This is a genomic window from Chondromyces apiculatus DSM 436, assembly GCF_000601485.1.
Lineage (GTDB): Bacteria > Myxococcota_A > Polyangia > Polyangiales > Polyangiaceae > Chondromyces > Chondromyces apiculatus.
Genome location: NZ_ASRX01000017.1, coordinates 163,120 through 186,140, shown reverse-complemented (window position 1 = coordinate 186,140; position 23,021 = coordinate 163,120). Strand labels below are relative to the sequence as shown.

The window sequence follows — 23,021 nt, the reverse complement described above, 5'->3', positions numbered from 1 at the left end:
ATCGCGGGGCGCTGGGCTTTTCCGCACCTCCCCCGAGGATGATGTCGTCGACGACGAGAGAGGGACCCAGGGGCGAGCCGCTGGCTGACGCCCTGAACACCCTGCTGGGGGGCCCATGAACCCAGCCGGCCCCGCCTGGATCGGTTACTTCTGGTCCATGCACCTCATCGCGCGTGGTCGCCCTGCATCCTGGAGGCGCAGCTCGGACCTGGTCTCGGCGCTTCTCGTCGTGCTCGCTGGCGTCGCTGCTGCGGCGTGCGGTTCCTCGGAGACGGAGCCAGGCACGACGGGTGAGCCGAGCGGCACGGGTGGCACTGGCGCCTCGCAGGGAGTGGGCGGCGCTGGGGGTGCAGGTGGAGACACTGCGGCCTGTGCCCCGAGCTTCGAGGGGGACACCCTGCACCTCGCGGTGGGGGCCACCCTCGCCCCCGCCGAGGAGCGGACCATGTGCCTGCGCTGGACCACGCCGGAGGCGATCGACATCCACGGCTTCGTGGGGACGCTCGGCCCCGGTGGGCACCACAGCCTGCTGCTCGCGCAGGACCCCGCGGCGCCCGATGGGGTGGCGCCATGCTCCGAGGCGGAGATCATGGATGCGCAGCAGAACGGCCTGTTCCAGATGCTGGCCGGTGTCTCCTACGAAAGCTCCGGCGTCTCGTACGACTTCCCTTCCACACCCGTGCAGGTCGGCCTCCACGTCCCCGCCGGTACCCAGCTCGTCTTCGATGCTCACTTTCTCAATGCCGGAGGGAGCGATCTGGAGGGGTGCGCGACCCTCGATCTGCGCCGCGGTGAGCCCGTCGTCGCGCGGCTCCTGTTCCGCACCATCCTGCCTCCCGAGCAGTACGGCCTCGTCGTTCCGGCCCACGGGGACACCGACGTGAGCTACGAGGAAGCCGCGGGGAGCCGCTTCCGGGTGGTGGCAGCGTCGTCCCACATGCACGAGGGTGGGACGCATTTCCGGATGAGCGTGAAGGAGACCGATCTCACGCTCTACGAGACCACCAACTGGGCCGAGCCTGAGCCGAGCATCTTCTCCACCCAGAAGATCGTCATCGAGGAAGACCAGACCTTGAAGCTCGACTGCTCCTTCCAGAACCCGGGCGACGCCGACCAGCACTTCCCCGACCAGATGTGCGTGGGCGGCATGTACACGCTCCCGTGCACCTTGCCGGGCGCCTGCTGATCGGGGCCGGGAGTGTGGGTCAGGCGCCGGGGGTGGGCGCAGGGGCCTCGATCGCGAAGAGCCGCATCGCGTTCTGGCCGAGCAGCGCAGCCAGGTCCTCCTCGGGCAGGCCGAGCGCGGCGAGGCGCTTGATCTCGCGATCCCAGGCGTAAGGGATGTTGGGGAAGTCGGTGCCGTAGAGGACGCGATCGGGCCTGCACCGCAGCAGCCTCACGGGCAGGTCGACGGGGAAGTAGTCGGCGGCGACCATGGTGGTGTCGAGCCAGAGGGTGTCGTGACGTTCGAGGAGGTGCTCGTAGGCCTCGAACTCGTCGGCGCCGAGGTGCGGCACGCAGAGGCGTAGCCGGGGGTGGTCCTGCAGCACCCGCGCCACGCGCTCGGCCGAGCAGAGGGCGTGGGGGTCGCACTTGTAGGCGGGGCTCTTCGGCTCGCGTCCGGCGTGCATCACCAGGGGGAGGTCGGCGCGGACGCAGGCGGCGTAGACGTCCTGCATCGCGGCGTCGTCTGGCGCGAAGCACTGCACGTGGCAGTGCATCTTCACGCCCCGGAGGCCCATGGCGAAGGCCTCGTCCAGGATCGCTCCGGCGCCCTCCTCGCCCGGCAGCACGGTCGCGAGCCCCACGATGCGCGGCTCGTCCGCGCACACCGAGGCCATGAACTGGTTCAGGGCGCGCGCCATCCCCGGGCGGTGCGCGTAGTGCAGGGCGACCACCCGCTCGACACCGCGCGAGAGCAGGAAGCGCGCGACCTCCGGCGCCGGGAGGCGGTAGCGGACGGGCCACCCGTGAGCATCGAACCACCGCCAGATGGCCTCGAACACCCGGTCGGGGAAGATGTGCACGTGCGCATCCACGACGGGGGGCAGGGAGGAGGGGAGCCGGGGACCTTCTTCGTCGTCGAGGCCAGGCAGGGGCGCCACGGCCTTCGGGAGCCAGCCCTGGGAGGGACCGCGCGGCGCCTGAAACTCGGCGAGGCAGGGGAGGGGAGCGGCGTTCATGGCGCCGGAGACGATAGCGAACCGGAGCGGTTCGCGGGGAGTGGGGCTCCGAGGGGATTCACTCCCGGCGGGGCGAGGGGACGCGCGTCCCCCTGTGGAGACTCAGTGGACGGGGGCTGCGTCGAGCTCGGGGTAGCGGCGGAAGATGCCCTGCTCGTTGAAGGGGAGGCGCCGCTCGGATGCGAGGTACGCGGCGATGCGGGGGCGCGCGGCAACGTGATCGCGCAGCGCGAGCAGGCGCGGGATGTTCGCGGCGACCTGCGCGAGGCCGTTGGGGAACGCATATCCGAGCCCGCTCAGCACCTGGAAGGCGGAGAGGTCGACGTAGGTGAGCGCTTCACCGACGAGGTGTCGTCCCTCGCTCCGGGTGTTCCGTTCGAGCACCTCCTCGAAGTAGCCCAGGAACTTCGGCAGCCGTTCGCCCACGAAGGCGGAGGCGCGCCGCCGTGCCTCGTCCTTCTGGTCCTCGTAGTAGAGGGCATTGCTGATGGGGTGGTGGGTCTCGTGCACCTCGCTCACGAGGTCCGCGAGGGTGAGCTGGAGCTGGTGCGCGTCGCGGCGCGCGTCCTCGTCTTCCGGCACGAGACCTAGACGCGGGCCGAGGAACTGGAGGACGTTGGCCACCTGCGCCACGACCACGTCGCCCACCCGCACGAAGGGTGCGGCGAACGGTTTGAGGCTCTTGCCGTCGCCGCGCAGGGCCTTCTGGAGCGCGGCGACGCCGCCGCCTTCCTGGGCGCTCTGCCTGGCGACGTCCACGTACGGGACGCCTGCTTCCTCGAACGCGAGCCGGATGAACTCCCCGCGTCCCTGGATGCCAGGCCAGTAGAACAGCTCGTAACGATCCTCGGCGTGCTTGGTCATCCCTGCTCCCTCTGCGCTGCTTCTGCGCTTCTCACCGCATCAGTTGGTGCTCGGCGCTTCCGACGCTTTCTGGAGCCGCATCAGCACTCCCGTTCCGGCGAGGTTGGTGTCGTCCTCCTCCTTGGCCTTGCCTTCGTTCAGCCAGTAGAGGGCGCTGGCGTTCACGGCGAGGGCGCCGGGCTTGACCTGCCCGGAGGCCACCACCTCGGGCGCGCCACCGCCCTTGTCGGCGCGCATCACGGTCCCATCGCCCCGGTTGGTCCAGTAGACGTACCGCTCGTCGACGGCGATCCCGCCTGGCAGCGCCTGCCCCGCCGCGATCTCCACGAGGGCGTCAGCCGAGCCGCCCGAAAGGTCGAAGCGCGACACGGTGCCTCCCTCGAAGCTCGTCCAGTAGACCGCCTGGGCATTGCCGCTGGCGTCGACGTCGAGGGCGAGGGCCCGCGGGGTGCTCTGCTGAGTTGCCACGAGTTCCGCGCTGACGCCTGCGCGCTGGCAGGCCACGGCGCCATCTCCGGACTGGAGCGTCCCCTGGTAGGTCCAGCAGGCCACGTTCGCCGCCGCGGCCACGCGGTAGGGGGCGCGGCCGAAGGAGGGGGAGGTGCGGGGCTGGGGCTCGCCTGGAGCGCCGAGCGTGGGGCCGGCGCCCGTCAGCGCCACCTCCAGCACCTCGTCACCCCACAGCTCGGTCCAGAGGAGGGCGCTGTCGAGCTGGGTGATCCCCTCCGGCTGACGCCTGCCGTCGAGCAGCTCCCGCGGCTCGATGCCGTGCGCCGCCGCCCAGATGGCGCCGTCGTCCGCCGTCGTCCCCGCGGTCGTGAAGAACACGGTGCCCAAGGTCTCTCCCGCCTCGCTCACCGAGTCCTCCGCGACCACGTCCCGCGGCGAGACGAGCCCGTCACGGATCACCGTGGGCTGACCACCTTCGAGCGGTACCCATTTCACCGCGCCATCCCCCAGCGCCGCGCCGTCCGCGTCGAAGCTTCCCGCTTCGGTCCACAGCACGCGCAGCGGGGTCACCTCCAGCTCGACGGGGTTCCTCAGACCCAGGGCGATCGGGAGCGGCTGCGCCCCGTCGGGGGCCGTGTAGTAGCCCTGCCCGGACGACGACCATGCTCCGCAGGTCGGCAGCCCCGACTTTTTCTGCTGACAGGTCCCGTCGCCGGCGGCGGTCACCGCGACGCCCAGGAGCTTCGCGGCCTCGGCCTGTGCGCAGACCGCGGTGGGCATCTGCAGCCACCCTTCCTCGACGGCGCGGAACCCGCCCTCGCTCTCGGCGTCGAGGGGGACGTAGCACGCGGTCGAGCCGCAGATGCCGCCGCCCTGCGTGAGGAGCGCGACGTTCACATTCGTCTGCCCCGGGGGCACAGCCACCCGGCACACGGTGGGGTCTGCTGTGAAGCTGGTGAGATCGACCTGTGCGCTCGATGCGTTCGAGAAGCACTGCACGGTGTCGAAGCACAGCCCGTCGCCGACGCCGGTGCCGCCTCCGAAGATCGCCTGCGGCTGGTAGTCGGGCAGGTCGTCGGCGGGGATCTCCTGGGTGATGCAGGAGCCTGCGACGCAGGTCTTCCCTTCACCGCAAGAGCTCTTCACGATCACCTTGCCGTCCCCGTCGCGCTTCGCGGTGCCGTCGGCCTCCCGCTCGACCTCGGCCATGCCGTAGCAGAGGAACTGGATGGGCACCTGCAGCGTCGCCGTCCTGTCCTCGGGGATGGTGGTCACCACCTCGCGCAGGACCTGGACGTCCTCCTCGCTCCCGCGGCTGGCGATGATCCGCAAGGAGAGCGCCTGGGAGGGGTCTTCCGGCGTGAGGAAACCGAGTGTTGCGGGGAGCTTGATCTCCTCGTTCGCGTCCTTGCCGTAGGATTCATCGAAGACCACGGCGCCTTCGAGCGTCGCGACGATCCGGATCCGGTCGACGTCCTTGGGCACCGACATGTCCGTCTGGAAGGCGACCATGAGCTGCCCCTTGGAACCGGAGCAGCCACTGGACGACACCGCTGCGCCACATGCCAGGAGTGCTGCGAGACCCAGACCCGTCAACCGACGCTTGCCCATCACCGACCTCCGAACGACAGGGGGAACGTGCCGAGCGTGCCCCGCTCGGCGGGCGTCCCCGGCTCGAACAGCAACGCCCCCGTGATCACCGCGCCCGCGAGGAGGGCCGCGCCACCACCGATCCAGAGCCAGGTGCGCCCCGAGCTGGAGGCTGCCGCGTTGAGCCCCACGTCGACGCGGCGCATCTCGCCGTCACGTACGAGGACCTCTGCCTCGTGTGTCTCCTTCCCGGGGGCGCTCACCCGCAGCGCGTGCTGTCCGCTCGGAACCGAGCCCTCCCAGCGCCCGCGCCCCACCGTCCTGCCGTCGAGGGAGATCAGGTCCTCGGCACCGGCCTGCACCACGAGGGTCCCGCGCCGCACCTCGCGCGTGAGCGTGGCGGCGAGGCTGATGCGCCCCCCACCCTCCACCCGCAGCGTGCGCGTGAACTCCTTGAAGCCGGGCTTCGTCACCCGGATCCGTCGCTCGCCGAGTTCCACCACGAGGGGCGCTGCGAGCGGCGTGGTCCCCATGGACGCGTCGTCGATGAGCACCGTGGCTCCGGCCTCGTTGGCGACGACCTCCACCCGGCTCACCAGCCCCTCCGCCGTCGTCCTCAGGTCGGCGATGTCCTTCCGGTCCTCGGCGGTGAGGAGCGCGCCGCCGTCCTTTTCGAGCCGCTGCAGCGTGTCGAGCAGCGCTGCGTAGCGGCGGAGGTTCTTCTGGCACAGCGCGATGTTCCAGAGGACGCGGTGGTCCTTGGAGAGGGCGTAGGCCTTCTCGAACTGCACGAGGGCTCCGGCGAAGTCTCCGTCCTTGAGGAGCGCGTTCCCCGCGCCGTACTCCGCCTTCGCCATGCCGGTGAGCGACTCCGAGAGGGGCGCCTGCGGCGTGGGGCCTCCCGGCGTCGTCGTGGAGGCGCTGCCCGCGGGAGCGCCTCCAGCCTGCGGCTTCGCGGCTGCTCCTGCGGGGGGCGTGGCCTGCGCACCTGCCGCGCGGGTCGCCTGCGGAGGTGTCGGTTGCGACGGCGCGGCCTGCGCCTTCGTCGTCGCTGCTCCGGGCGACGGCTGCGCCCCGGCGATCGTCGCCGAGAGCCCCGCTGCGGCCATCGCCGCGGCCATGCCGGTCCACCTCATTGCGCGCCTGACCTCCATCACCCGCACCTTCCTGCCCGACGCCGGGAGTCGAACCTGCCCAACATGGACCATCCTAGAACGGATCGTCTCTCCCAAAGAAAGCTTCCGTGGTGTGGACCACGTGTTCTTTGCGTTGGCGCCGCGACCAGCGTTAGAGTCGTGCGTTGATGAAGGCCCTCATCTCGGCCGCAGCGTTCGTCGCTGCGCTCACTGCGTCCGTCGTTCCAGCGTCAGCCCAGGAAGCGGGCGCGATTGCGCTGGATCAGCTCGACCTCACCCCTGCGGGGGATCCTTTCTTCGGTGTGCCTTCGCCCTTCATCGGCGGTCACCTGGTACCCCGCGGGTATGCCGTCTTCAGCCATGCCGGTTCGCCGCTCACGCTGAGCGAGGGTGACACCGAGCGCGCGGTGGTCGCGGGGCAGTCCATCCTGCACCTCGGCGCGTCGTTCTCGCTCTTCGACCGCGCGCAGATCTCCCTGCAGGTTCCCCTCGCCCTCGCGCAGAGCGGCGACGGCGCCCCTTCCACGCAGGATGTCGCCGAGGCGATTCCGGAGGGACCGGCGCTCGGTGACCCCCGGATCGGAGCCCGCATCCGCTTGATCGGAGAGGAGCGGGGGATCTTCCAGCTCGGAACCGGCTTCGCCCTGCACATCCCGGTGGGGGCTTCCGACAACTACATGAGCGATGGGTCGGTGCGGGTCACCCCTCAGCTCCTGCTGGGCGGACGCTTCCGGGACCTCCTGGTGTGGAGCGTGAGCGGCGGGGCGATGATCCGCAGCTCGGGCAACCCGTCGACGCTGACCTACGGCGCTGGTGTGGCGGTGCTGCTCCTCGACGAGCGGCTGCAGGTGGGGCCGGAGATCTACGCCGCGACGCCCCTGCAGGGTGGGTCACTGGGGCTGTCGGAGAGCACTCGGGTGGAGCACGCGCGGGCGACGCGTGCCGAGGTGCTGCTCGATGCGCGGGCGTGGCTGTGGTCAGGCCTCACGGTCGGGGCGGCCGGAGGGCCAGGGCTCGGTGACGGCATCGGTACGCCAGCGTTCCGGGTCCTCGGGACCGTCGCGTGGTCGCCGCGCGCCGAGAACCCGGAGGTGGAGGCGAAGGCCTCTGCCGATACGGATGGTGACGGTCTGCGCGACGGGGAGGACGCGTGCCCCTATGCGCACGGGCCGAGGAGCGCGGATCCGAAGCACAACGGTTGCCCGGTGGCGGATCGGGACGAGGACGGCATCGCCGACGGCGAGGACGCATGCGTCGACGAGGCCGGCGTGGCGTCGGCGGATCCGAAGCGGCGCGGTTGCCCCGCCGATGGCGACGGAGATGGCGTGCCGGATACGATCGACGCCTGTCCTGCCGAGGCAGGGCCCGCAGAGTCGGTGGGGGGACGCGCGGGGTGCCCGGCGCCTCCGCCGGTGCTCGACCGGGATGGGGACGGGATCAACGACAAGGACGATGCATGCCCCGGAGAGAAGGGCGTGGCGAGCGACGATGCGACGGCGCGCGGTTGCCCGAAGCTCGTGCGGGTGCGGGGTGACGAGGTGGTGGTGCTCGAGCCGGTGAGCTTCCGGGTGTCGACGGCGCTCTTGCCGCCCATCGAGGCGAAGTCGTTGCCCGCGCTCGAGGAGCTGAAGGAGGTGCTGCTGCAGCACCCCGAGTGGGTGAAGATCGAAGTGCAGGCGCACACGGACAACTCCGGGAACGCGAAATACAACGAGACGCTGTCCACGTCGCGCGCCGAGTCCGTGAAGAAGTGGCTGGTGGACAAGGGGATCGCGGCGGACCGGCTGGTCGCGAAGGGGTATGGCGGGAGCACGCCGATCGCGGACAATGCGACGGCCGCCGGCCGGGAGAAGAACCGGCGCGTGCAGCTTCTCGTGCTGGAGAAGAAGTCGCCCTAGCCGCTGGGGAGACGCAGCGCCCCGGGCAGGGGCGTGGGTAGGTCGGTCGTGTCAGACCGGCCAGCCGCCGGGTGAGATCTTACCGGGGCATGGCCGGGGCGTCGGCAGGGGGGGCCTGGGAGAGGAGGCCGTCGAGCTTGCCCTCTTTCTCCAGGGCGGCGATGTCGGAGTAGCCCCCCACGCTTTTGCCGTTGATGAAGACTTGGGGCACGGTGCGCTGGCCAGAGGCCTTGCGCAGCCAGTCCCGCAGTTCCTCCCGCGACTCCACGTCAACTTCCGTGTACCGGACGCCTTTCTGGCCGAGCAGGCTCTTGGCGCGGGTGCAGAAGCCGCAATACCCCGTCGTGTAGATGGTGACGTTTGCTTCCATGGTCCTCGCCCTCAACCTCTGACCTGTGGGACCCAGATGCAAGCCCCTGAGCGGCCGATTGCGCTAGGCTCGCGACCATGGCGGAGTCACAGGACACGATCCACCTCGATCGGTATACCCAGGATGCGCGGCAGATCGTCTCCGGTGCGCAGCAGGTGGCGGACGAGCGTCAGCATCAGGAAGTCAGCACGTTGCACCTGCTCTACCGGCTGCTCGAACGGGATCGCGGGGTGGGGGAGGTGTTCCGGCGGGCAGGCGCCGATCCCAACGAGGCGCTGTCGCTGGCGGACGCCTCGCTCAAGAAGCTGCCGAAGCACCCCGGGGCGGTGGCGTACCTCAGCGCCAGGCTGCTCGATCTGCTGGGGCGCGCCGAGCGCGAGGCCACGCGGGACAAGGCGAAGAGCGTGGGGGTCGAGCACCTCCTGAACGCGCTGGCCCAGGAGATCCGGGGGCCCGCCGGGGACATCCTGTCTGCCTACGGGATCGGGCCGGGCGCCTTCAGGCCCCACCTCGGGGCGCTGGAGGCGGCTGCGCGGGAGGCCGGGGCAGGTGCGGTGGTCGTGAACGAGTCGTCACCGGGCGCAGGTGGCGCAGGAGCACCGGGGCAGGCCACGGGGTTCGTGCGTGATCTCGTGGCGGATGCGCGGCAGGGGCGCTTCGACCCGGTGATCGGGCGGGATCTGGAGGCGCGACGGCTGCTCCAGATCCTGGAGCGGCGGGCGAAGAACCACCCGCTCATCCTGGGGGAGCCGGGGGTGGGCAAGACGGCGCTGATCCGGGGGCTCGCCGAGCGGATCGCAAGGGGGGACGTGCCCTCGAACCTGGCGGGGGCGCACCTCTACGAGCTGGACACCGGGGCGCTGGTCGCCGGGGCCAAGCTCAGGGGAGAGATCGAGCAGCGGCTCAAGCAGATCGTCGACAAGCTCCGGGCCGATCAGAGCGCGGAGAGCATGCTCGTGGTCGAGGACTTCGACGCGCTCTTCGGGCAAGGGGTGACGGGCGCCGGGGTGGGGGAGCTGCTCAAGCCGCTCCTGTCGCGCGGGGAGATCCGCATCATCGCCACGAGCACCCCGGAGGGCCTGCGCAAGATCAACGAGCGAGATTCGTCGATCGTGCGGCGCTTCTCGACCATCACCCTGGAGGCACCGGGGATCGCACAGGCGACCGAGATCCTGCGCGGCATCGCGACCAAGTACGAGGCGCACCACCGGGTGCGCATCGGCGAGAGCGCCATCGCGGCGGCCGTGGTGCTGGCGAAGCGGTACATCTCGGACCGGGCCCTGCCGGATACGGCCGTGGACCTGCTCGACGAGACCTCGGCGCGGAAGCGGGTGGAGGTGGACGGGGTGCCGGCCGACCTGGATCTGTTGAGCCGGCGCGCCGAGTCGCTGCGCGCGCAGATCGCGGCGCTCGCGGACGACGACGACAAGCTCAGCGTGCAGACGCGCGGGCGGCTGGAGAAGGAGCTCGCCGAGATCGAGCCCCGCGTGCAGGAGATGCGCACCCGGGCCGCATCGCGGCAGGGGGTGGTCGCCGCGATCCAGGCGATCCGCAAGGAGCTCGTGGACGCGCAAGCCGCGCTCAAGGTGGCCCAGCGGGACAGGGTGTTCGCGCGGATCGGGGAGCTCGAGCACGTGACCCTCCCGGAGATCGCGCGCAGGCTGCAGGTGGCCGAGGAGGCGGCGCAGCGCGAGGGGGTGGCGTCGTCCTCGAACGCGGTGACGGAGGGGGACGTGGCGGCCACGCTGGGAGACTGGACGGGGATCCCGGTGGCGAAGATGCTCGAAGGCGAGGCGGAGAAGCTCCTGAAGATGGAGGGCCGGCTCGCGCAGCGGGTGGTGGGGCAGGACGAGGCGGTGCGGGCGATCTCGCGGGCGGTGCGCCGCGGCAGGGTGGGGCTGCGCGATCCCGGCAAGCCCATCGGGTCGTTCCTGTTCCTCGGGCCGAGCGGGGTGGGGAAGACGGAGCTCGCCAAGGCGCTCGCCGAGTTCCTGTTCGACGACGAGCAGGCGATGACCCGCCTCGACATGAGCGAGTTCATGGAGCGGCACATGGCGCAGCGTCTGATCGGCGCGCCGCCGGGATACGCCGACAGCGAGCAGGGCGGGTTCCTGACGGAGGCCGCGCGGCGGCGGCCCTACAGCGTGCTCCTGTTCGACGAGGTGGAGAAGGCGCACGCCGACGTCTTCAACCTGCTCCTGCAGGTCCTCGACGATGGGCGGCTCACCGACGGGCGCGGGCGCACCGCCGACTTCTCGAACACCGTGGTGATCATGACCTCGAACATCGGGTCGAAGCGCATCCTGGAGACCGACGCGCGTCTGTGGTCGACGGAGGACGGGCGGGAGGCGATCCGTGACGTGCTGCTCGAGGAGCTGCGGGGCTTCTTCCGGCCGGAGTTCCTGAACCGCATCGACGACATCGTGACGTTCAAGGCGCTCAGCAAGGACGACCTGCGGGGCATCGTGGACATCCAGCTCCGGCGGCTGGAGCGGCTGCTCGCCGACAAGGAGATCAAGCTCGCGCTCACCGACGAGGCGAAAAGCCGCCTCGTGGATCTCGGCTACGAGCCGAGCCTGGGGGCGCGCCCGCTGAAGCGCGCCATCACCAAGGAGCTGCAGAATCCGCTGGCCGAGGAGCTGCTCGCAGGGGGATACAAGTCGGGGCAGGTGGTGCAGGTGGACGTGAAGGACGACCGATTCTCCTTTGTCAAGGCCTGAGGGGCGGCATGGGCACGGCGCATCTCGTTGGAACGACACCATGCGCCACGTCCCGCGCCGAGGTGGTGGAAGCCCTGGGAGGGCACCGCGCGTGACGCGTCGCGTTGGTAGATAATGCGATGAATTCACCCAAGTTGACGTGAGCCCTCATTCCGCTGATCCTGGGTAGACCGGGGTAGGTAGGAGGGCTTGGATATGGCCTGGCGGACGGTGTCGCGTCGCTTCGTGGTGGGTGTGCTGAGCAGTGGTGCGGCCATGTCGTTCGTGGACAGGGCCACTGCGGCCACGCCGGATGCCGCTCCGACGAAGGATGAAGAAGTCACCGAGCGCGCCCGCGCGCTCGTGGCGCCGCTGCGTGAGGGGTCGCGCTTCGCGCGCTGGACCGTCGTTCACGTGGCGCCGCTCTCGCGCGGCGCGGTGACGATCACCGTCACTGGCGAGGACGGGAAAGCGTTCCGTCTGGAGGTGCTCGCGCGCGACCCTTCTCCCCGGGCGCCGCGGCCGCCGGGCGTGACCGAGCGTTTCGCGGTGCACGTGTGCAATGGCGGTGATGGCTGGCTGCCGACCTGCGAGGAGCAAGGGCTCAGCGCGATGGCGCTCGCCCAGGTGATCGCGGCGAACGAGCGAGAGATCGACGCGACGGGGTTCCTCTCGTACGCCGAGCGCATCGAGCGCCACCGCGAGGCGCTGCTGCCGGCGACCGGGCACGCGAAGGGCTGATGCGCCTCATTCTCCTCGGCTTCGCATGCAACAATGCGTGCGTGTTCTGCGCGCAGGGAGAGCTGCGTGCGGAGACGGAACTCTCGCTCCGGCCGGGGAAGGTGGAGGCCGAGCTCGCGGCCATCACGGCGGGGGAGACCGTCGCGTTCGTGGGCGGGGAGCCGACGCTCTGCGAGGACCTCCCCGCGTGGATCAAGGAAGCCGAAGCCCGCGGGGCGGCACGGATCGTGGTGCAGACCAACGCGCGCAGGCTCGCGTACCGAGGGTACGCCGCGGCGCTGCGGGAGGCCTCGGCGCGGCTCACGCTCGACGCCTCGCTGCACGGCTCCAGCGCGCCGATGCACGACTACCACACCGATACGCCGGGCAGCTTCGGGCAGACGGTGCGGGGGCTCAAACACGCACAGCTCGAGGGGATCGCGGTCGGGGTGACCACGGTGGTCACCCGCTCGAACTTCCGGCACCTCTCCGAGGTCGCCCGGCTCGCGGGAGCGCTCGGGGCGCAGGCCATCCAGTTCTCCATGGCGTCACGCTTCGGCCGGGCGGCGCGCGCGGCAGATCGGGTGATCCCCACCGCAGCGCTCGTGGCACCCCAGGTGGCGCGCGCGGTGAGCGAGGCGGCGGCGATGGGGCTCGCATGGCGCGCGGGGGATCGCGAGGGCGGTCAGGGGGCAGCGGCGTGGTTCGCAGGGATGGGACCTGTCGAGGAGGGCAGGGCGGAGGAGGTGCGTGACGCGGCCCAGCCGAGGGCGGTCGCGGAGCGCGCGCCGCACCGGGTCAGCCTGCCCATGCTCGGTCGGGCCATGCCGGCGCGGGCCGAGTCGCGTTCGCGAGAGCGCCGGACGGGCTCGGAGCTGCGGCAGATCCTCCCGGGGCTGTTCAACGCAGAGCGCTCGGGTGGCGAGCACACCGCGATGCGCGGCGAGGAGGGCGCGGGCTGATGGCGAACATCGGCTACATGCAGCTCGTCCGGCACTGCAACCAGTACTGCCGGTTCTGCTCCAACCCCGAGACGCCCTACGTCCTCGATCTCGAGGCGGCACAGCGGGAGATCGACGACTTCGTCGCGCGGAGCTACTTCGGCATCATCCTCACCGGCGGGGAGCCATCCCTGTCACCGCTCGTGCCGGAGATCACGCGTTACGCGGTGGAGCGTGGGCTCCACGTCCGGATGATCACGAACGGTTCGAAGATCGCGGACGAGGCGACGGCGAGGCGCTTCGTCGAGGCGGGGCTGCGTCACTACCACGTCTCGATCCACTCGTGCCGTGCAGAGGTCGAGGATTTTCTCACGGGCGTGAAGGGGTCGTTCGCGCTGGCGATGCGCGCGCTTGAGAACCTCGGTGCGCTCGACGCCGAGGACCGCGCGGCAGGAGGGCCCGGGGTGACCGTGAACATCAACACGGTGATCAACGCCTTCAACTGCGATCACCTGGACGAGAACGTGCGGTACTTCGTGGGCCGCTTCCCGTTCCTGCGCCACTTCGTGTGGAACAACCTCGACCCGTCCATGGGGCGCGCCGAGACGAACCGGGACACGGCGCACCGGCTCCGTGACTTCGAGGTCTCGCTGGACGGGGCGATGCGCTTCCTCGCAAAGGAGAAGCGCACCTTCAGGGTGGAGCGCGTGCCGCTCTGCTTCATGGCCGAGTTCGCGCACTGTTCGACGGAGACCCGCAAGATCATCAAGGGGGAGGAGCGCATCGTCCATTTCCTGGACGACAAGGGGACCGTCCGTCAGACGGACTTCCGCCACCCCAAGGCGAAGGCGTGTCAGCAGTGCACCCTCAACGATATCTGCGGAGGGCTCTTCGAGCTGGGAGACTGGTATGACCTCGACGAGCTTGCCCCCGTGTTCGTGCCGAAAGAGCCCATCATCCGCCGCGTGCTCGCGGGGGAAGGTTGACGAGGTGAGGAGATGAATCTCGAAGGCAAGGTCATCACTCGGCAACGTCGCCCCGGCACCCTCGTGCTCGCCGCGCTCTCGTGCCTCCTGACGGGCACGGTGCTCATGGCGTGCGCCGAGAGCGACACGGTGACGACGCCCACGGGAACCACCACGAGCGGACCGGGGGTGGGCGGGTCGACTCCCACGACCTCCACCACGACCTCGGGAGGAGGCTCCGGAGCGTCGGGTGGCTTTGGCGGTGCAGGGGGGCTCGGCGGTGCCGGCGGGGCAGGCGGCGCTCCTGGTGTGGGCGGCGCGGGCGGCGGGTGCGCGGCGACGCCCGAGGTCTGCGATGGCGTGGACAACGACTGCGATGGCGATGTCGACGAGGCCCTCGACGGGCTCCCCTGTCCGACGGGTCTGTCGGGGATCTGCTCGAGCGGCGTGACGGCGTGCGACGGCGCGAACGGGTCGACCTGCGAGGTCGTCACCACGCCCGCTCAGCTCCCGGAGACGTGCAACGGTCTCGACGACGACTGCGACGGTCAGGTCGATGAGGGCAACCCCGAGGGCGGCGCGAGCTGTCAGGCGCCAGCGCTCGGCGAGTGCGGGCACGGCACCGAGCAGTGCGTGAACGGGAACATCCAGTGTGTGGCAGGGTCGCCCGTGCCCGAGAGCTGCGATGGTCTCGACAACAACTGCGATGGCAACGTCGATGAGGGCAATCCCGGGGGCGGCAACCAGTGCCAGTCGGGCCTGATGGGGCTCTGCGCGAACGGGGTGACCGCCTGCAACGGCGTGAACGGCGTGGTCTGCACGCCGATCATCGCGCCAGGGCAGCTCACGGAGGCGTGCAACGGCCTCGACGACGACTGCGATGGGGTGGCGGACGAGGGGATCCCGCAGGTGGGCCAGGCGTGCACGCGGCCGGGATACCTGGGCATCTGCCAGTTCGGGACCAACGTGTGCCCGACGTCGGCTCCCTTCCAGCTCGCCTGCAGCGGCCCGCTGCCAGGGACGATCCAGGAGACGTGCAACGGGCAGGACGATGACTGCAACGGGACCATCGACGACCCGTCTCTGCTGAACAACCAGCCCTGCCAGAGCGGTGCGCCCGGCGTGTGTGCGACTGGCGCGACGCTCTGCGCGAACGGGGCGATGAGCTGCAATCCCGTGGTAGCCCCCGGCTCGCAGGCCGAGCTGTGCAACAGCCTCGACGACAACTGCAACGGGCAGGTCGACGAGATGAACGCGACGAACGCCTGCGCCGCGCAGCTCCCGGGCGCGGGGAACGTGCAGGCCTGGGCGTGCACCACGGGCACGTGCCAGATCACCACCTGCAACGGCGGTTACGCGAACATCAACGGCGCGTCGGCGGATGGCTGCGAGTGCGTGACCGACTCGTGGGCGACGAGCTGCAGCGTGGCGGGCTCCGTGGCCGTCCCTCTCGGCGGGACGACGACGATGAGCGGCAAGGTGGAGACAGCCTCCGGGAGCGACTGGCTCACGTTCAACTTCACCGTGCCGAACGTGGGCCAGCCCTACCGACCCAAGGTCCAGCTCACCGACTCGGGCGGCGGTCAGTACCGGATGGACGTGATGGTGAACTGCGCTGGTCAGGCCGCAGGTTGCTCGACCACGGGTGGCGGTAACAACGAGAACGGCATCAACGTGTCGACCTGGGAACAGAACTACGGTGGCTACACCGGCGGGCCCAACTGCTGCACGGACTACACGCCGCGTCAGTCGACGGTGCGGGTGCGTGTCTACCGCGCCAGCGGGGTTCCGACGTGCACGAACTACACCGTGACCGCCACCAACACCAACTAGGCCGGGGATCCCGTTCATGAGCAGCACCAGCGCCGCGACAGCCACCACGGAGCCTTCGGAGGGCGAGAAGGGAGAACCCGCCGCCCCCGCGAAGCCGCACGTCATCGAGATCGAGCTGGATGAGCAGCTCTATCCGAAGGACGTGATCTACGGCGCGGCATACGTCTTCATCGACCGTTGCTACGTTCACCTCGACCGCGTCGGGGACGGGCGCGTGAAGGTGTCGCTACGCGCGAAGCGCGGGGGGCCAGCGCTGAGCGAGGCGCTCGCGGGCGAGCTGCAGAACGAGCTGCTTGGCCAGGCGTGGCGCCAGGAGATCGCCGCGCAGAACCGGAAGCTCATCGAGTCGGTCACGGCCCGCGCGCTCGGCGGTGCGGCAGGTCCGCCCGGGCTCGACGAGCTGCTCGCGATGGACATCAGCGACGACACGGCATTCGACGACCCGCTCGGCATCGCGATGAGCTGGGAAGACAAGTACGGCAAGAAGAAGAACAAGAGCAGCGAGGGCCAAGCTGCAGACGGTGGCACCGCCGACGGTAACGCCTCCAGTGGCGTGGCGGACGGCACGGCGGTCGACCGGGAGACGCCGTGATCGAGGTCAGGTTCCACGAAGACCTCTATGACGGCTTCGCGGTCGACGAGGCCGTGAAGGCCTACGGAGACTTCCTGAGCGCCGAGCTCGCGCGAGAGGAGCAGGCGTGGATCGTGCGGTTCACGCCTGCGCCGCACGCGATCGAAGAGGGCATCGACGCCTGGACCCTGGCGTCCGAGCTGGCCAACTACGCGCTCGGCAAGACCATCGAGCGAAGCCGCATGCCCGAGGACGCGCTGGCCCTCGCGTCAGGCGGGGAGGAAGCGTGAACATCGATCTCGTCAAGCTCGGCGCGCGGCCTGCGCCGCCAGCGGATCTCGTCCCCATCCGCTTCCGGCAGGTCGGGGAGGACGTGCTGCTCACGAACGAGTGGGGAGACTGGGTGTTTGTGAGCCGTCCCCAGCTCGAGGGGCTCGTGCGCGGACAGATCCCCGAGGAGATGAAGGAGCGCCTCGCGAAGAGGAACTTCCTCCGCTCCGCCATCGATGTGGAGGCGCTCGGGAGCCGCATGCGCCACAAGCGTCGCTTCCTCGACTACGGGCCGAACCTGCACATCTTCGTGGTGACGCTTCGCTGCAACGAGACATGCGTCTATTGCCACGCGAGCCGGGCGAACATGGATGCGGTGCACACCGACATGACGCCCGAGATCGGCGAGAAATGCGTCGACCTGGCGCTGCAGTCGACGTCGCCTTCGGTGACGATCGAGTTCCAGGGCGGGGAGCCGCTCGTGAACTTCCCCGTGATGCGTCACGTGATCGAGTACGCGCTCGCCAGGAACCGCGCCTACGGCAAGGACCTGGGCTTCACGATGGTGTCCAACCTCGCGATGATGGATGAGGAGAAGCTCTCGTACCTCGTCGAGAAGCGGGTGCAGATCTGCACGAGCGTGGACGGGCCCGAGATCCTCCACAACAAGCAGCGGAAGCTCGTCGGGGGCAACGCACACGCGCAAGCGGTGCGCTGGATCGAGCGGATCAACAAGCGCTACGAGGAGCTCGGGCTCGACCCGACGCTGTACCACGTGGAGGCGCTGCTCACGACGACCCGGGAGGCGCTGAAGTACCCGCGCGAGATCGTCGACGCATACGTGAACCTCGGCTGCCGCGCGATCTTCCTCCGGCCCGTCGACCCGTTCGGCTTCGCAGGGAAGACGGCGCAGATCGTGGAGTACGATCGCGCGGCGTTCCACGAGTTCTACCGGACCGCCGTGGAGCACATCCTGGATCTCAACCGGAAGGGCGTGCAGGTGCTGGAGCGCTATGCGGCCATCTTCCTGACCAAGATCCTCGGCGACGACGACCCGAACTTCCTCGACATCCGCTCACCGAGCGGTTCTGGGATCGGCGCCCTTGCCTACAACTACGATGGGAAGGTGTTCACGAGTGACGAGGGAAGGATGCTGCACGAGACCGGCGACGACGCCTTCCTGATCGGGGACGTGCGGACGGCGACCTACCGGGGGCTCATGAAGCACGAGACGGTGCGGGCTCTGGTGATGGCCTCGATCCGGGAGGTGCAGCCAGACTGCGTGAATTGCACCTACGCTCCGTACTGCGGTATCCAGCCGGAGCACAGCTACAGGACGCAGGGAACAATCTTCGGGCGGATGCGAGAGAGCACGCTGTGCTCCGTGCACAAGGGAATACAGGATTACATCTTCGGGAAACTGCGGGAGGATGATCCGCAGACGGTCGAGACGCTCCGACGGTGGACGACCGTGCGGGAGCGTTCACACTTCCTCCATACACCCGCAGCGTCGTAGCCAGGTTTGAGGAAAGCGCGCAGCGCAGACTGGGAGGCGCGAGATGTCGAACAACGGTGGAAACGGCAAGTTGCCGAGCTTCTCGGCAAAACCAGGCGGGATGCTGTCGCGGGTCGAGGCAGACATGGCCGAGAAAGCGACCGGGGATGCCGACAAGATGGGCTCTATGGGCGATCCCGAGGGTGGTGTGATCCCGGCACAGCACTGTTCCCACGGCAGCCACGGCAGCCACGGCAGCCACGGCAGCCATGGCAGCCACGGCAGCCACGGCAGCCACGGCAGCTGGTAGCCCCGTCAAGCTGGTAGCCCCGCACTCGGGGGGATGGGAGGCCGGTCGCGGGCGGAGGTGCACATTGCGCCTCCGCGGAAGCAGCGTTGGGCTCTGCGTCGGCGGAGCGTGGATGGAGAAACTGCCGCGCGTTCGCGCGCGTGAAAGCGCCGCATCGATCGGCTGATCGGTGCGGCGCTGGTGCGTCAGCCGATCAAAGACGCCGTGCAGGAAGAGAGCGCCGCACCGATGGGATGATCGATGCGGCGCTTTTCTCGTCAGTTGGAGATGGCGAGGGTGAAGTCCGTGCAGTTCACCGGTGCGCCCGCCACGCGGTAGACGCGGATCAGGACCTGCCCGTTGTTCCCCGCCGGGGGGACGGGCTGGTTGAAGCCGTTCGCCGCGGGGTGGTACGTCTCCCAGTCCGTGAGGCCGTTGCTGACGCCTCCCTCGACACCGCATGCCATCGTTCCACCCGCGCAGTTGGTGCGGACGTCGAACCGGAATGCGTTCCCGGGGTTCGAGGTGAAGCGCACGCGAGGGTGGTAGTTGGCGTTGGTGTTGCCGGTGAAATTGATCACGTACCAGTTCTCCTTGCCGGCAGGGACCAGGTTGGAAGAAGTCGTGGTCTGGCCTCCGACGTTCACCGTCCCGAGGCTCGCCGGCAGGCTGCAGGTCGCGCTGACGTTGGAGGACAGGCACTCGCAACCCGTGGTGCAGATGCCATCGACGTTCTGGTAGCTGCCGCTGCAGGCAGTGATGTCGCAGGAGCCTGCGGAGCAGGTCGTCGCGCTCACGTTGCCCGCGCAGACCGACGTGCAGGCGTTGCCGCAGCCGCCGCAGTTGGCGGCGTTCGTGTTGATGTTCACCTCGCAGCCGTTCGAGGCGATGCCGTCGCAGTTCTGGAAGCCGCCATTGCAGGACGACACCGTGCAGCTACCGCTCGTGCAGGCCGGAGTGCCGTTGGCGGCGGAGCAGGCGTTCCCGCAAGTGCCGCAGTTGCCGGTGCTGTTCTGGAGGTTGGTCTCGCAGCCATTGGCGACCACGCCATCGCAGTTGCCGAAGCCGGGGTTGCAGCTCGCCACGGTGCAGGCGCCTGAGAGGCACGCCGCGGTGCCGTTCTGGGCCGAGCAGGTGTTGCCGCAGACGCCGCAGTGGTTGGTGCTGGTCTGGGTGTTCACCTCGCAGCCGTTGGCGACCAGCCCATCGCAGTCGGCATAGCCGGGGTTGCAGGCCGCGATGACGCAGCCGCCAGCGGCGCAAGCGCCGACCGCGTTGGGCATGACGCAGGCCGTGCCGCAGGCACCGCAGTGGCTGGTGTTCGAGAGGAGGTTGGTCTCGCAGCCGTTCGCGGTCTGGCCGTCGCAGTTGCCCCAGCCAGCGTTGCAGGCCGCGATGCCGCAACCACCCCCTGCGCACGTGGGGGAGCCGTTGCTCACGGAGCAGACGTTGCCGCAGGTGCCGCAGTTGTTGAGGTTGTTCTGGAGGTTGGTCTCGCAGCCGTTCGCGACCTGGCCGTCGCAGTTGCCGAAACCGCCGTTGCACGAGGCGACGGCGCAGGTGCCAGAGGTGCACGCTGCCGTGCCGTTGGCCGTGCTGCAGGTATTGCCGCAGGTGCCGCAGTTGCCGAGGTTGTTCTGGAGGTTGGTCTCGCAGCCGTTCGCGACCTGGCCGTCGCAGTTGCCCCAGCCCGTGTTGCACGACGAGACGGCGCAAGCGCCGCCAGAGCAGGATGGCGAGCCGTTCGCGGCGGTGCACACGGTGGAGCAGGTGCCGCAGTTGTTGAGGTTGTTCTGGAGGTTGGTCTCGCAGCCATTCGCAGTGCTGCCATCACAGTTCCCGAAGCCTGCGTTGCAGGAAGCAATGCCGCAGGTGCCGCTCGAGCACACGGGAGATCCATTGGCAGCAGTGCAGGCATTCCCGCAGGTGCCACAGCTACCGAGGCTGTTCTGGAGGTTGGTCTCGCAGCCGTTCGCGGCGTTGCCATCGCAGTTGCCCCAGCCGGCATTGCAGGAGGCGATGGTGCAGGCGCCATTCGTGCAGGCCGGAGTGCCGTTGGCGGCGGTGCAGGTGTTGCCGCACGCCCCGCAGCTCGCGACGTTGTTCTGGAGGTTCGTCTCGCAACCCGTGGCTGCAGAGCCGTCGCAGTCGCCGTAGCCGGCGTTGCAGGTGCCCACCTGGCAGGTCCCGCCCACGCAGGCCGGGGTGCTGTTCGCGACAGTGCAGGTGGCGCCGCACGCCCCGCAGTTCCCCGGATTGTTCGCGACGTGGATCTCGCAGCCGTTGGCGGGGTTGTTGTCGCAGTTCGCGTAGCCCTGAGCGCACGCCCCCACCTGGCAGGTACCGTTCGAGCAGAGAGGGCTGCCATTGGCGACGGTGCACTGGGTGCCACAGGCGCCGCAGTGGTTGGCGTTGCCAGAGATGTTGACCTCGCAGCCGTCCGCCGGATTGGCGTTGCAGTCCCCAGCGCCCGGATTGCAGGAACCGATCTGGCAGCTCCCCCCGACACACACCGGGGTGCCGTTGGCGGTGAGGCAGGTCAACCCGCAGCCCCCGCAGTCGTTGAGGCTGGTGTTGGTGCTGGTCTCGCAGCCGTCCGCCACGGCGCCGTTGCAGTCTGCGAAGCCAGGGTTGCAAGCGCCGACCGTGCACACGCCACCGGTGCAGGCGCTCGTACCGTTCGCGATGCCGCAGGTCGTGCCGCAGGCCCCGCAGTTCGCCGTGTTGCCCTGCAGATTGACCTCGCAACCGTCCGCGAGGTTGCCATTGCAGTCCGCGAAGCCAGGCTGGCAGGTGAGGCCGCAGGTGCCGCCCGTGCACGTCGAGGTGCCGTTGGCGATGGCGGGGCAAGCGTTGCCGCAAGAACCGCAGTGGGCGACGGTCGTCTGGGTGTTGATCTCGCAGCCGTCCCCCGGTGCCCCGTTGCAGTCGGCATGGCCAGGGGCGCAGGCCGACACGTCGCATTGACCGGCCACGCAGACAGGTGTCCCGTTCGGAGCCGTGCACACCACGCCGCAGGTCCCGCAGTTCTGCGTGTCGACGGTGACGGCGCTCTCGCAGCCCGTGGAGGCAATGCCATCGCAGTCCTCGAACCCGCCGTTGCATGCGAGCTCGCACGAGCCCTGCACGCAAACGGGCGTCGAGTGGGGGCCGCCCGGGCAGATGACGCCGCAGGCCCCGCAGTCGAGCGCCGAGCCGTCGATGCTGGTCTCACAGCCATTGTCGGCCAGCCCGTCGCAATCTGCGTAGCCTGCGTTGCAGGTGTCCACTTGGCAGGCGCCGCCCACGCATGCCGCTTCCGCGTTGGCGAGATCGCACGCATCTCCGCAGAACCCGCAGTTGTCGATCGTGTCGAGCGGCGTCTCGCAGCCGTTCTGCGGGTCGTTGTCGCAGTTGGCGAGCCCGGGGTCACAGAAGACCCCGCACACCCCGCCCTGACACTGTTCGCCGGCAGCGCAGGGCATGTTGCATCCGGCGCAGTGTTGAGGATCGGAGCCGACGATCGTCTCGCAGCCGTTCTGCGCGGCGCCGTCGCAGTCCTCGTAGGGCGCCTGGCAGGCATCGATCACGCATGTCCCGGCGTTGCACAGCGGATCGCCGTGCGGCGTCACGCACGCGGCGCCACATGCGGCGCAGTTGTCGGGATCGCCGTTGATGTCGGTCTCGCAGCCCGTGGTGTCGTCACCGTCGCAGTTCTCGAAGCCTGCATCGCACGTGGCGATCTGACAGGTACCGTTCGTGCACAGCGCCTCGGCGCCCGGCAGGTCGCAGGGGGTACACCCCGTGTCGGAGCAGCCGTACTGCGGATCGTCCACCGGGACGCACTGCCCTTCGCAGTCCTTCTCTCCCGCGTCGCAGGTCACGTTGCCACCGGAGCCCCCGATGCCGCCTCCGATCCCGCCTGCTCCGCCCCCTCCTCCAGGGCCACCCGCTCCTCCCGAACCGCCGGAGCCACCCGTCCCTCCAGGTCCTCCTGTCGTGCCCGTGCCCGTGGGGATGGGAGGGCTATCCTCCGAACCGCACCCGATCCAGGGCAGGGCGACGGAAGCCGCAACCACGAGCCAGAGCCATTGATACAAGGAGACCCGAACCGGCATGGTCCCTCCGAAAGAACGCCAAGCGTGCGGAGTTCAGAAGAGGCTGAACGCTCCCCCCAGCATATGGTACTGCCCGGGAGCCCTCAGATGCCGGGATTCTGCGAAGGTGCGGTCTCTCGCCCCTGGAGGGCGAGTGGCGATCCAGTCACCCCGGAAGGCGCGATCCGCGCTCGCGGAGTCTTGCCAACGGGATGCCGGTCCGTATACTCCCGCTCCCCTGTGTTCCGGGTGCTCGATTCCGGTACGTCCGTGAGGACGCGCCACGTGCCCCACTCCACTGAACCTTGTTCGAAGCCATGACACGGCAACACCGCCGTGATCATGTTCCAGGAAGCGAAATCATGTACGCGGTCATCAGGACGGGCGGCAAGCAATACCGGGTCGCCGAGGGACAGAGGCTCCGGGTCGAGAAGCTTCCCGGCAACGCAGGCGACAAGATCACCTTCAGCGAGGTCCTCCTCGTTGGCGGAGACAGTCCGAAGATCGGCCAGCCGCTCGTGAGCGGGGCGTCGGTCGCGGCAGAGATCACGGGGCAGGATCGCGGCAAGAAGATCGTGATCTTCAAGTTCCGGCGGCGGAAGAACTACCGCCGCAAGGCCGGCCACCGCCAGCCGTACACCGAGCTCAAGATCACCGGAATCACCGGTTAA

At 69.4% G+C, this 23,021-nt stretch carries 18 protein-coding genes; 12 read left to right on the top strand and 6 right to left on the bottom strand.

The annotated features are described in order from the left end of the window. Positions 1-115: 115 nt before the first annotated feature. Entirely contained in the window at positions 116-1,186 is a 1,071-nt protein-coding gene (locus CAP_RS13190) for a hypothetical protein (RefSeq protein ID WP_044240509.1), read from the top strand. Positions 1,187-1,205: 19 nt separating this feature from the next. Here the strand turns inward: CAP_RS13190 and CAP_RS13185 are convergent, their stop codons facing one another. From CAP_RS13185 to CAP_RS13170, 4 genes are all read right to left on the bottom strand, one after another. Beyond that, on the bottom strand, positions 1,206-2,183 hold the full coding sequence (locus tag CAP_RS13185; RefSeq protein ID WP_044240506.1) for an amidohydrolase family protein: 978 nt from the start codon (positions 2,181-2,183) through the stop codon (positions 1,206-1,208). A 102-nt stretch (positions 2,184-2,285) separates the two neighbouring features. After that, entirely contained in the window at positions 2,286-3,047 is a 762-nt protein-coding gene (locus tag CAP_RS13180; RefSeq protein WP_044240503.1) for a glutathione S-transferase, read from the bottom strand. Positions 3,048-3,086: 39 nt separating this feature from the next. Next, positions 3,087-5,009 carry an NHL repeat-containing protein gene (locus CAP_RS13175; RefSeq protein ID WP_156040748.1) on the bottom strand — a complete coding sequence of 641 codons (1,923 nt, stop codon included), beginning with the start codon at positions 5,007-5,009 and terminating at the stop codon, positions 3,087-3,089. A 98-nt stretch (positions 5,010-5,107) separates the two neighbouring features. Next, complete coding sequence (locus CAP_RS13170; RefSeq protein WP_044240498.1) at positions 5,108-6,208, bottom strand: PEGA domain-containing protein; 1,101 nt, start codon at positions 6,206-6,208, stop codon at positions 5,108-5,110. Positions 6,209-6,390: 182 nt separating this feature from the next. Here CAP_RS13170 and CAP_RS13165 point away from each other — a divergent pair, with 182 nt between their 5' ends. After that, a complete protein-coding gene (locus tag CAP_RS13165) occupies positions 6,391-8,121 on the top strand; it encodes an OmpA family protein (protein ID WP_044240495.1) in 1,731 nt (576 codons plus the stop codon). Between the two features lie 79 nt (positions 8,122-8,200). Here CAP_RS13165 and grxC read toward each other — a convergent pair whose 3' ends face one another. Further along, positions 8,201-8,491: a glutaredoxin 3 gene (gene grxC / locus CAP_RS13160; protein WP_044240493.1), complete on the bottom strand. Its 291-nt coding sequence runs from the start codon at positions 8,489-8,491 to the stop codon at positions 8,201-8,203. Positions 8,492-8,568: 77 nt separating this feature from the next. Between grxC and CAP_RS13155 the strand changes: the two genes are divergently transcribed. The 9 genes from CAP_RS13155 to hxsA4 all read left to right on the top strand — a co-directional run bounded on the left by CAP_RS13155 (position 8,569) and on the right by hxsA4 (position 18,295). Then, complete coding sequence (locus CAP_RS13155; protein ID WP_052375005.1) at positions 8,569-11,211, top strand: ATP-dependent Clp protease ATP-binding subunit; 2,643 nt, start codon at positions 8,569-8,571, stop codon at positions 11,209-11,211. Between the two features lie 195 nt (positions 11,212-11,406). Next, positions 11,407-11,931, top strand: a complete 525-nt coding sequence (locus tag CAP_RS13150) for a hypothetical protein (RefSeq protein ID WP_044240489.1) — start codon at positions 11,407-11,409, stop codon at positions 11,929-11,931. After that, on the top strand, positions 11,931-12,872 hold the full coding sequence (locus CAP_RS13145; protein ID WP_044240486.1) for a radical SAM protein: 942 nt from the start codon (positions 11,931-11,933) through the stop codon (positions 12,870-12,872). Before CAP_RS13150 ends, CAP_RS13145 begins: the two co-directional genes overlap by 1 nt. After that, positions 12,872-13,837 carry a radical SAM protein gene (locus CAP_RS13140; protein ID WP_044240483.1) on the top strand — a complete coding sequence of 322 codons (966 nt, stop codon included), beginning with the start codon at positions 12,872-12,874 and terminating at the stop codon, positions 13,835-13,837. Before CAP_RS13145 ends, CAP_RS13140 begins: the two co-directional genes overlap by 1 nt. A gap of 12 nt (positions 13,838-13,849) precedes the next feature. Beyond that, a complete protein-coding gene (locus tag CAP_RS13135; RefSeq protein WP_044240481.1) occupies positions 13,850-15,649 on the top strand; it encodes a MopE-related protein in 1,800 nt (599 codons plus the stop codon). Positions 15,650-15,665: 16 nt separating this feature from the next. Further along, positions 15,666-16,241, top strand: coding sequence for a His-Xaa-Ser system protein HxsD (gene hxsD / locus CAP_RS13130; RefSeq protein ID WP_044240479.1), 576 nt, complete (start codon positions 15,666-15,668; stop codon positions 16,239-16,241). After that, the gene (locus CAP_RS52245; protein WP_044240476.1) at positions 16,238-16,510 is read left to right on the top strand and encodes an HxsD-like protein; all 273 of its coding nucleotides are present in this window, start codon (positions 16,238-16,240) and stop codon (positions 16,508-16,510) included. Before hxsD ends, CAP_RS52245 begins: the two co-directional genes overlap by 4 nt. After that, positions 16,507-18,006 (top strand): His-Xaa-Ser system radical SAM maturase HxsB, encoded by a 1,500-nt coding sequence (gene hxsB, locus CAP_RS13120; protein ID WP_052375002.1) that lies wholly within the window; start codon positions 16,507-16,509, stop codon positions 18,004-18,006. Before CAP_RS52245 ends, hxsB begins: the two co-directional genes overlap by 4 nt. A gap of 43 nt (positions 18,007-18,049) precedes the next feature. Beyond that, complete coding sequence (gene hxsA4 / locus CAP_RS50300; RefSeq protein WP_044240473.1) at positions 18,050-18,295, top strand: His-Xaa-Ser repeat protein HxsA4; 246 nt, start codon at positions 18,050-18,052, stop codon at positions 18,293-18,295. Positions 18,296-18,552: 257 nt separating this feature from the next. On the opposite strand, the gene CAP_RS52240 is transcribed toward hxsA4, so the two are convergent. Further along, entirely contained in the window at positions 18,553-22,371 is a 3,819-nt protein-coding gene (locus tag CAP_RS52240; protein ID WP_197041153.1) for a hypothetical protein, read from the bottom strand. Between the two features lie 341 nt (positions 22,372-22,712). Here CAP_RS52240 and rplU point away from each other — a divergent pair, with 341 nt between their 5' ends. Next, positions 22,713-23,021 carry a 50S ribosomal protein L21 gene (rplU, locus tag CAP_RS13105; protein ID WP_044240460.1) on the top strand — a complete coding sequence of 103 codons (309 nt, stop codon included), beginning with the start codon at positions 22,713-22,715 and terminating at the stop codon, positions 23,019-23,021.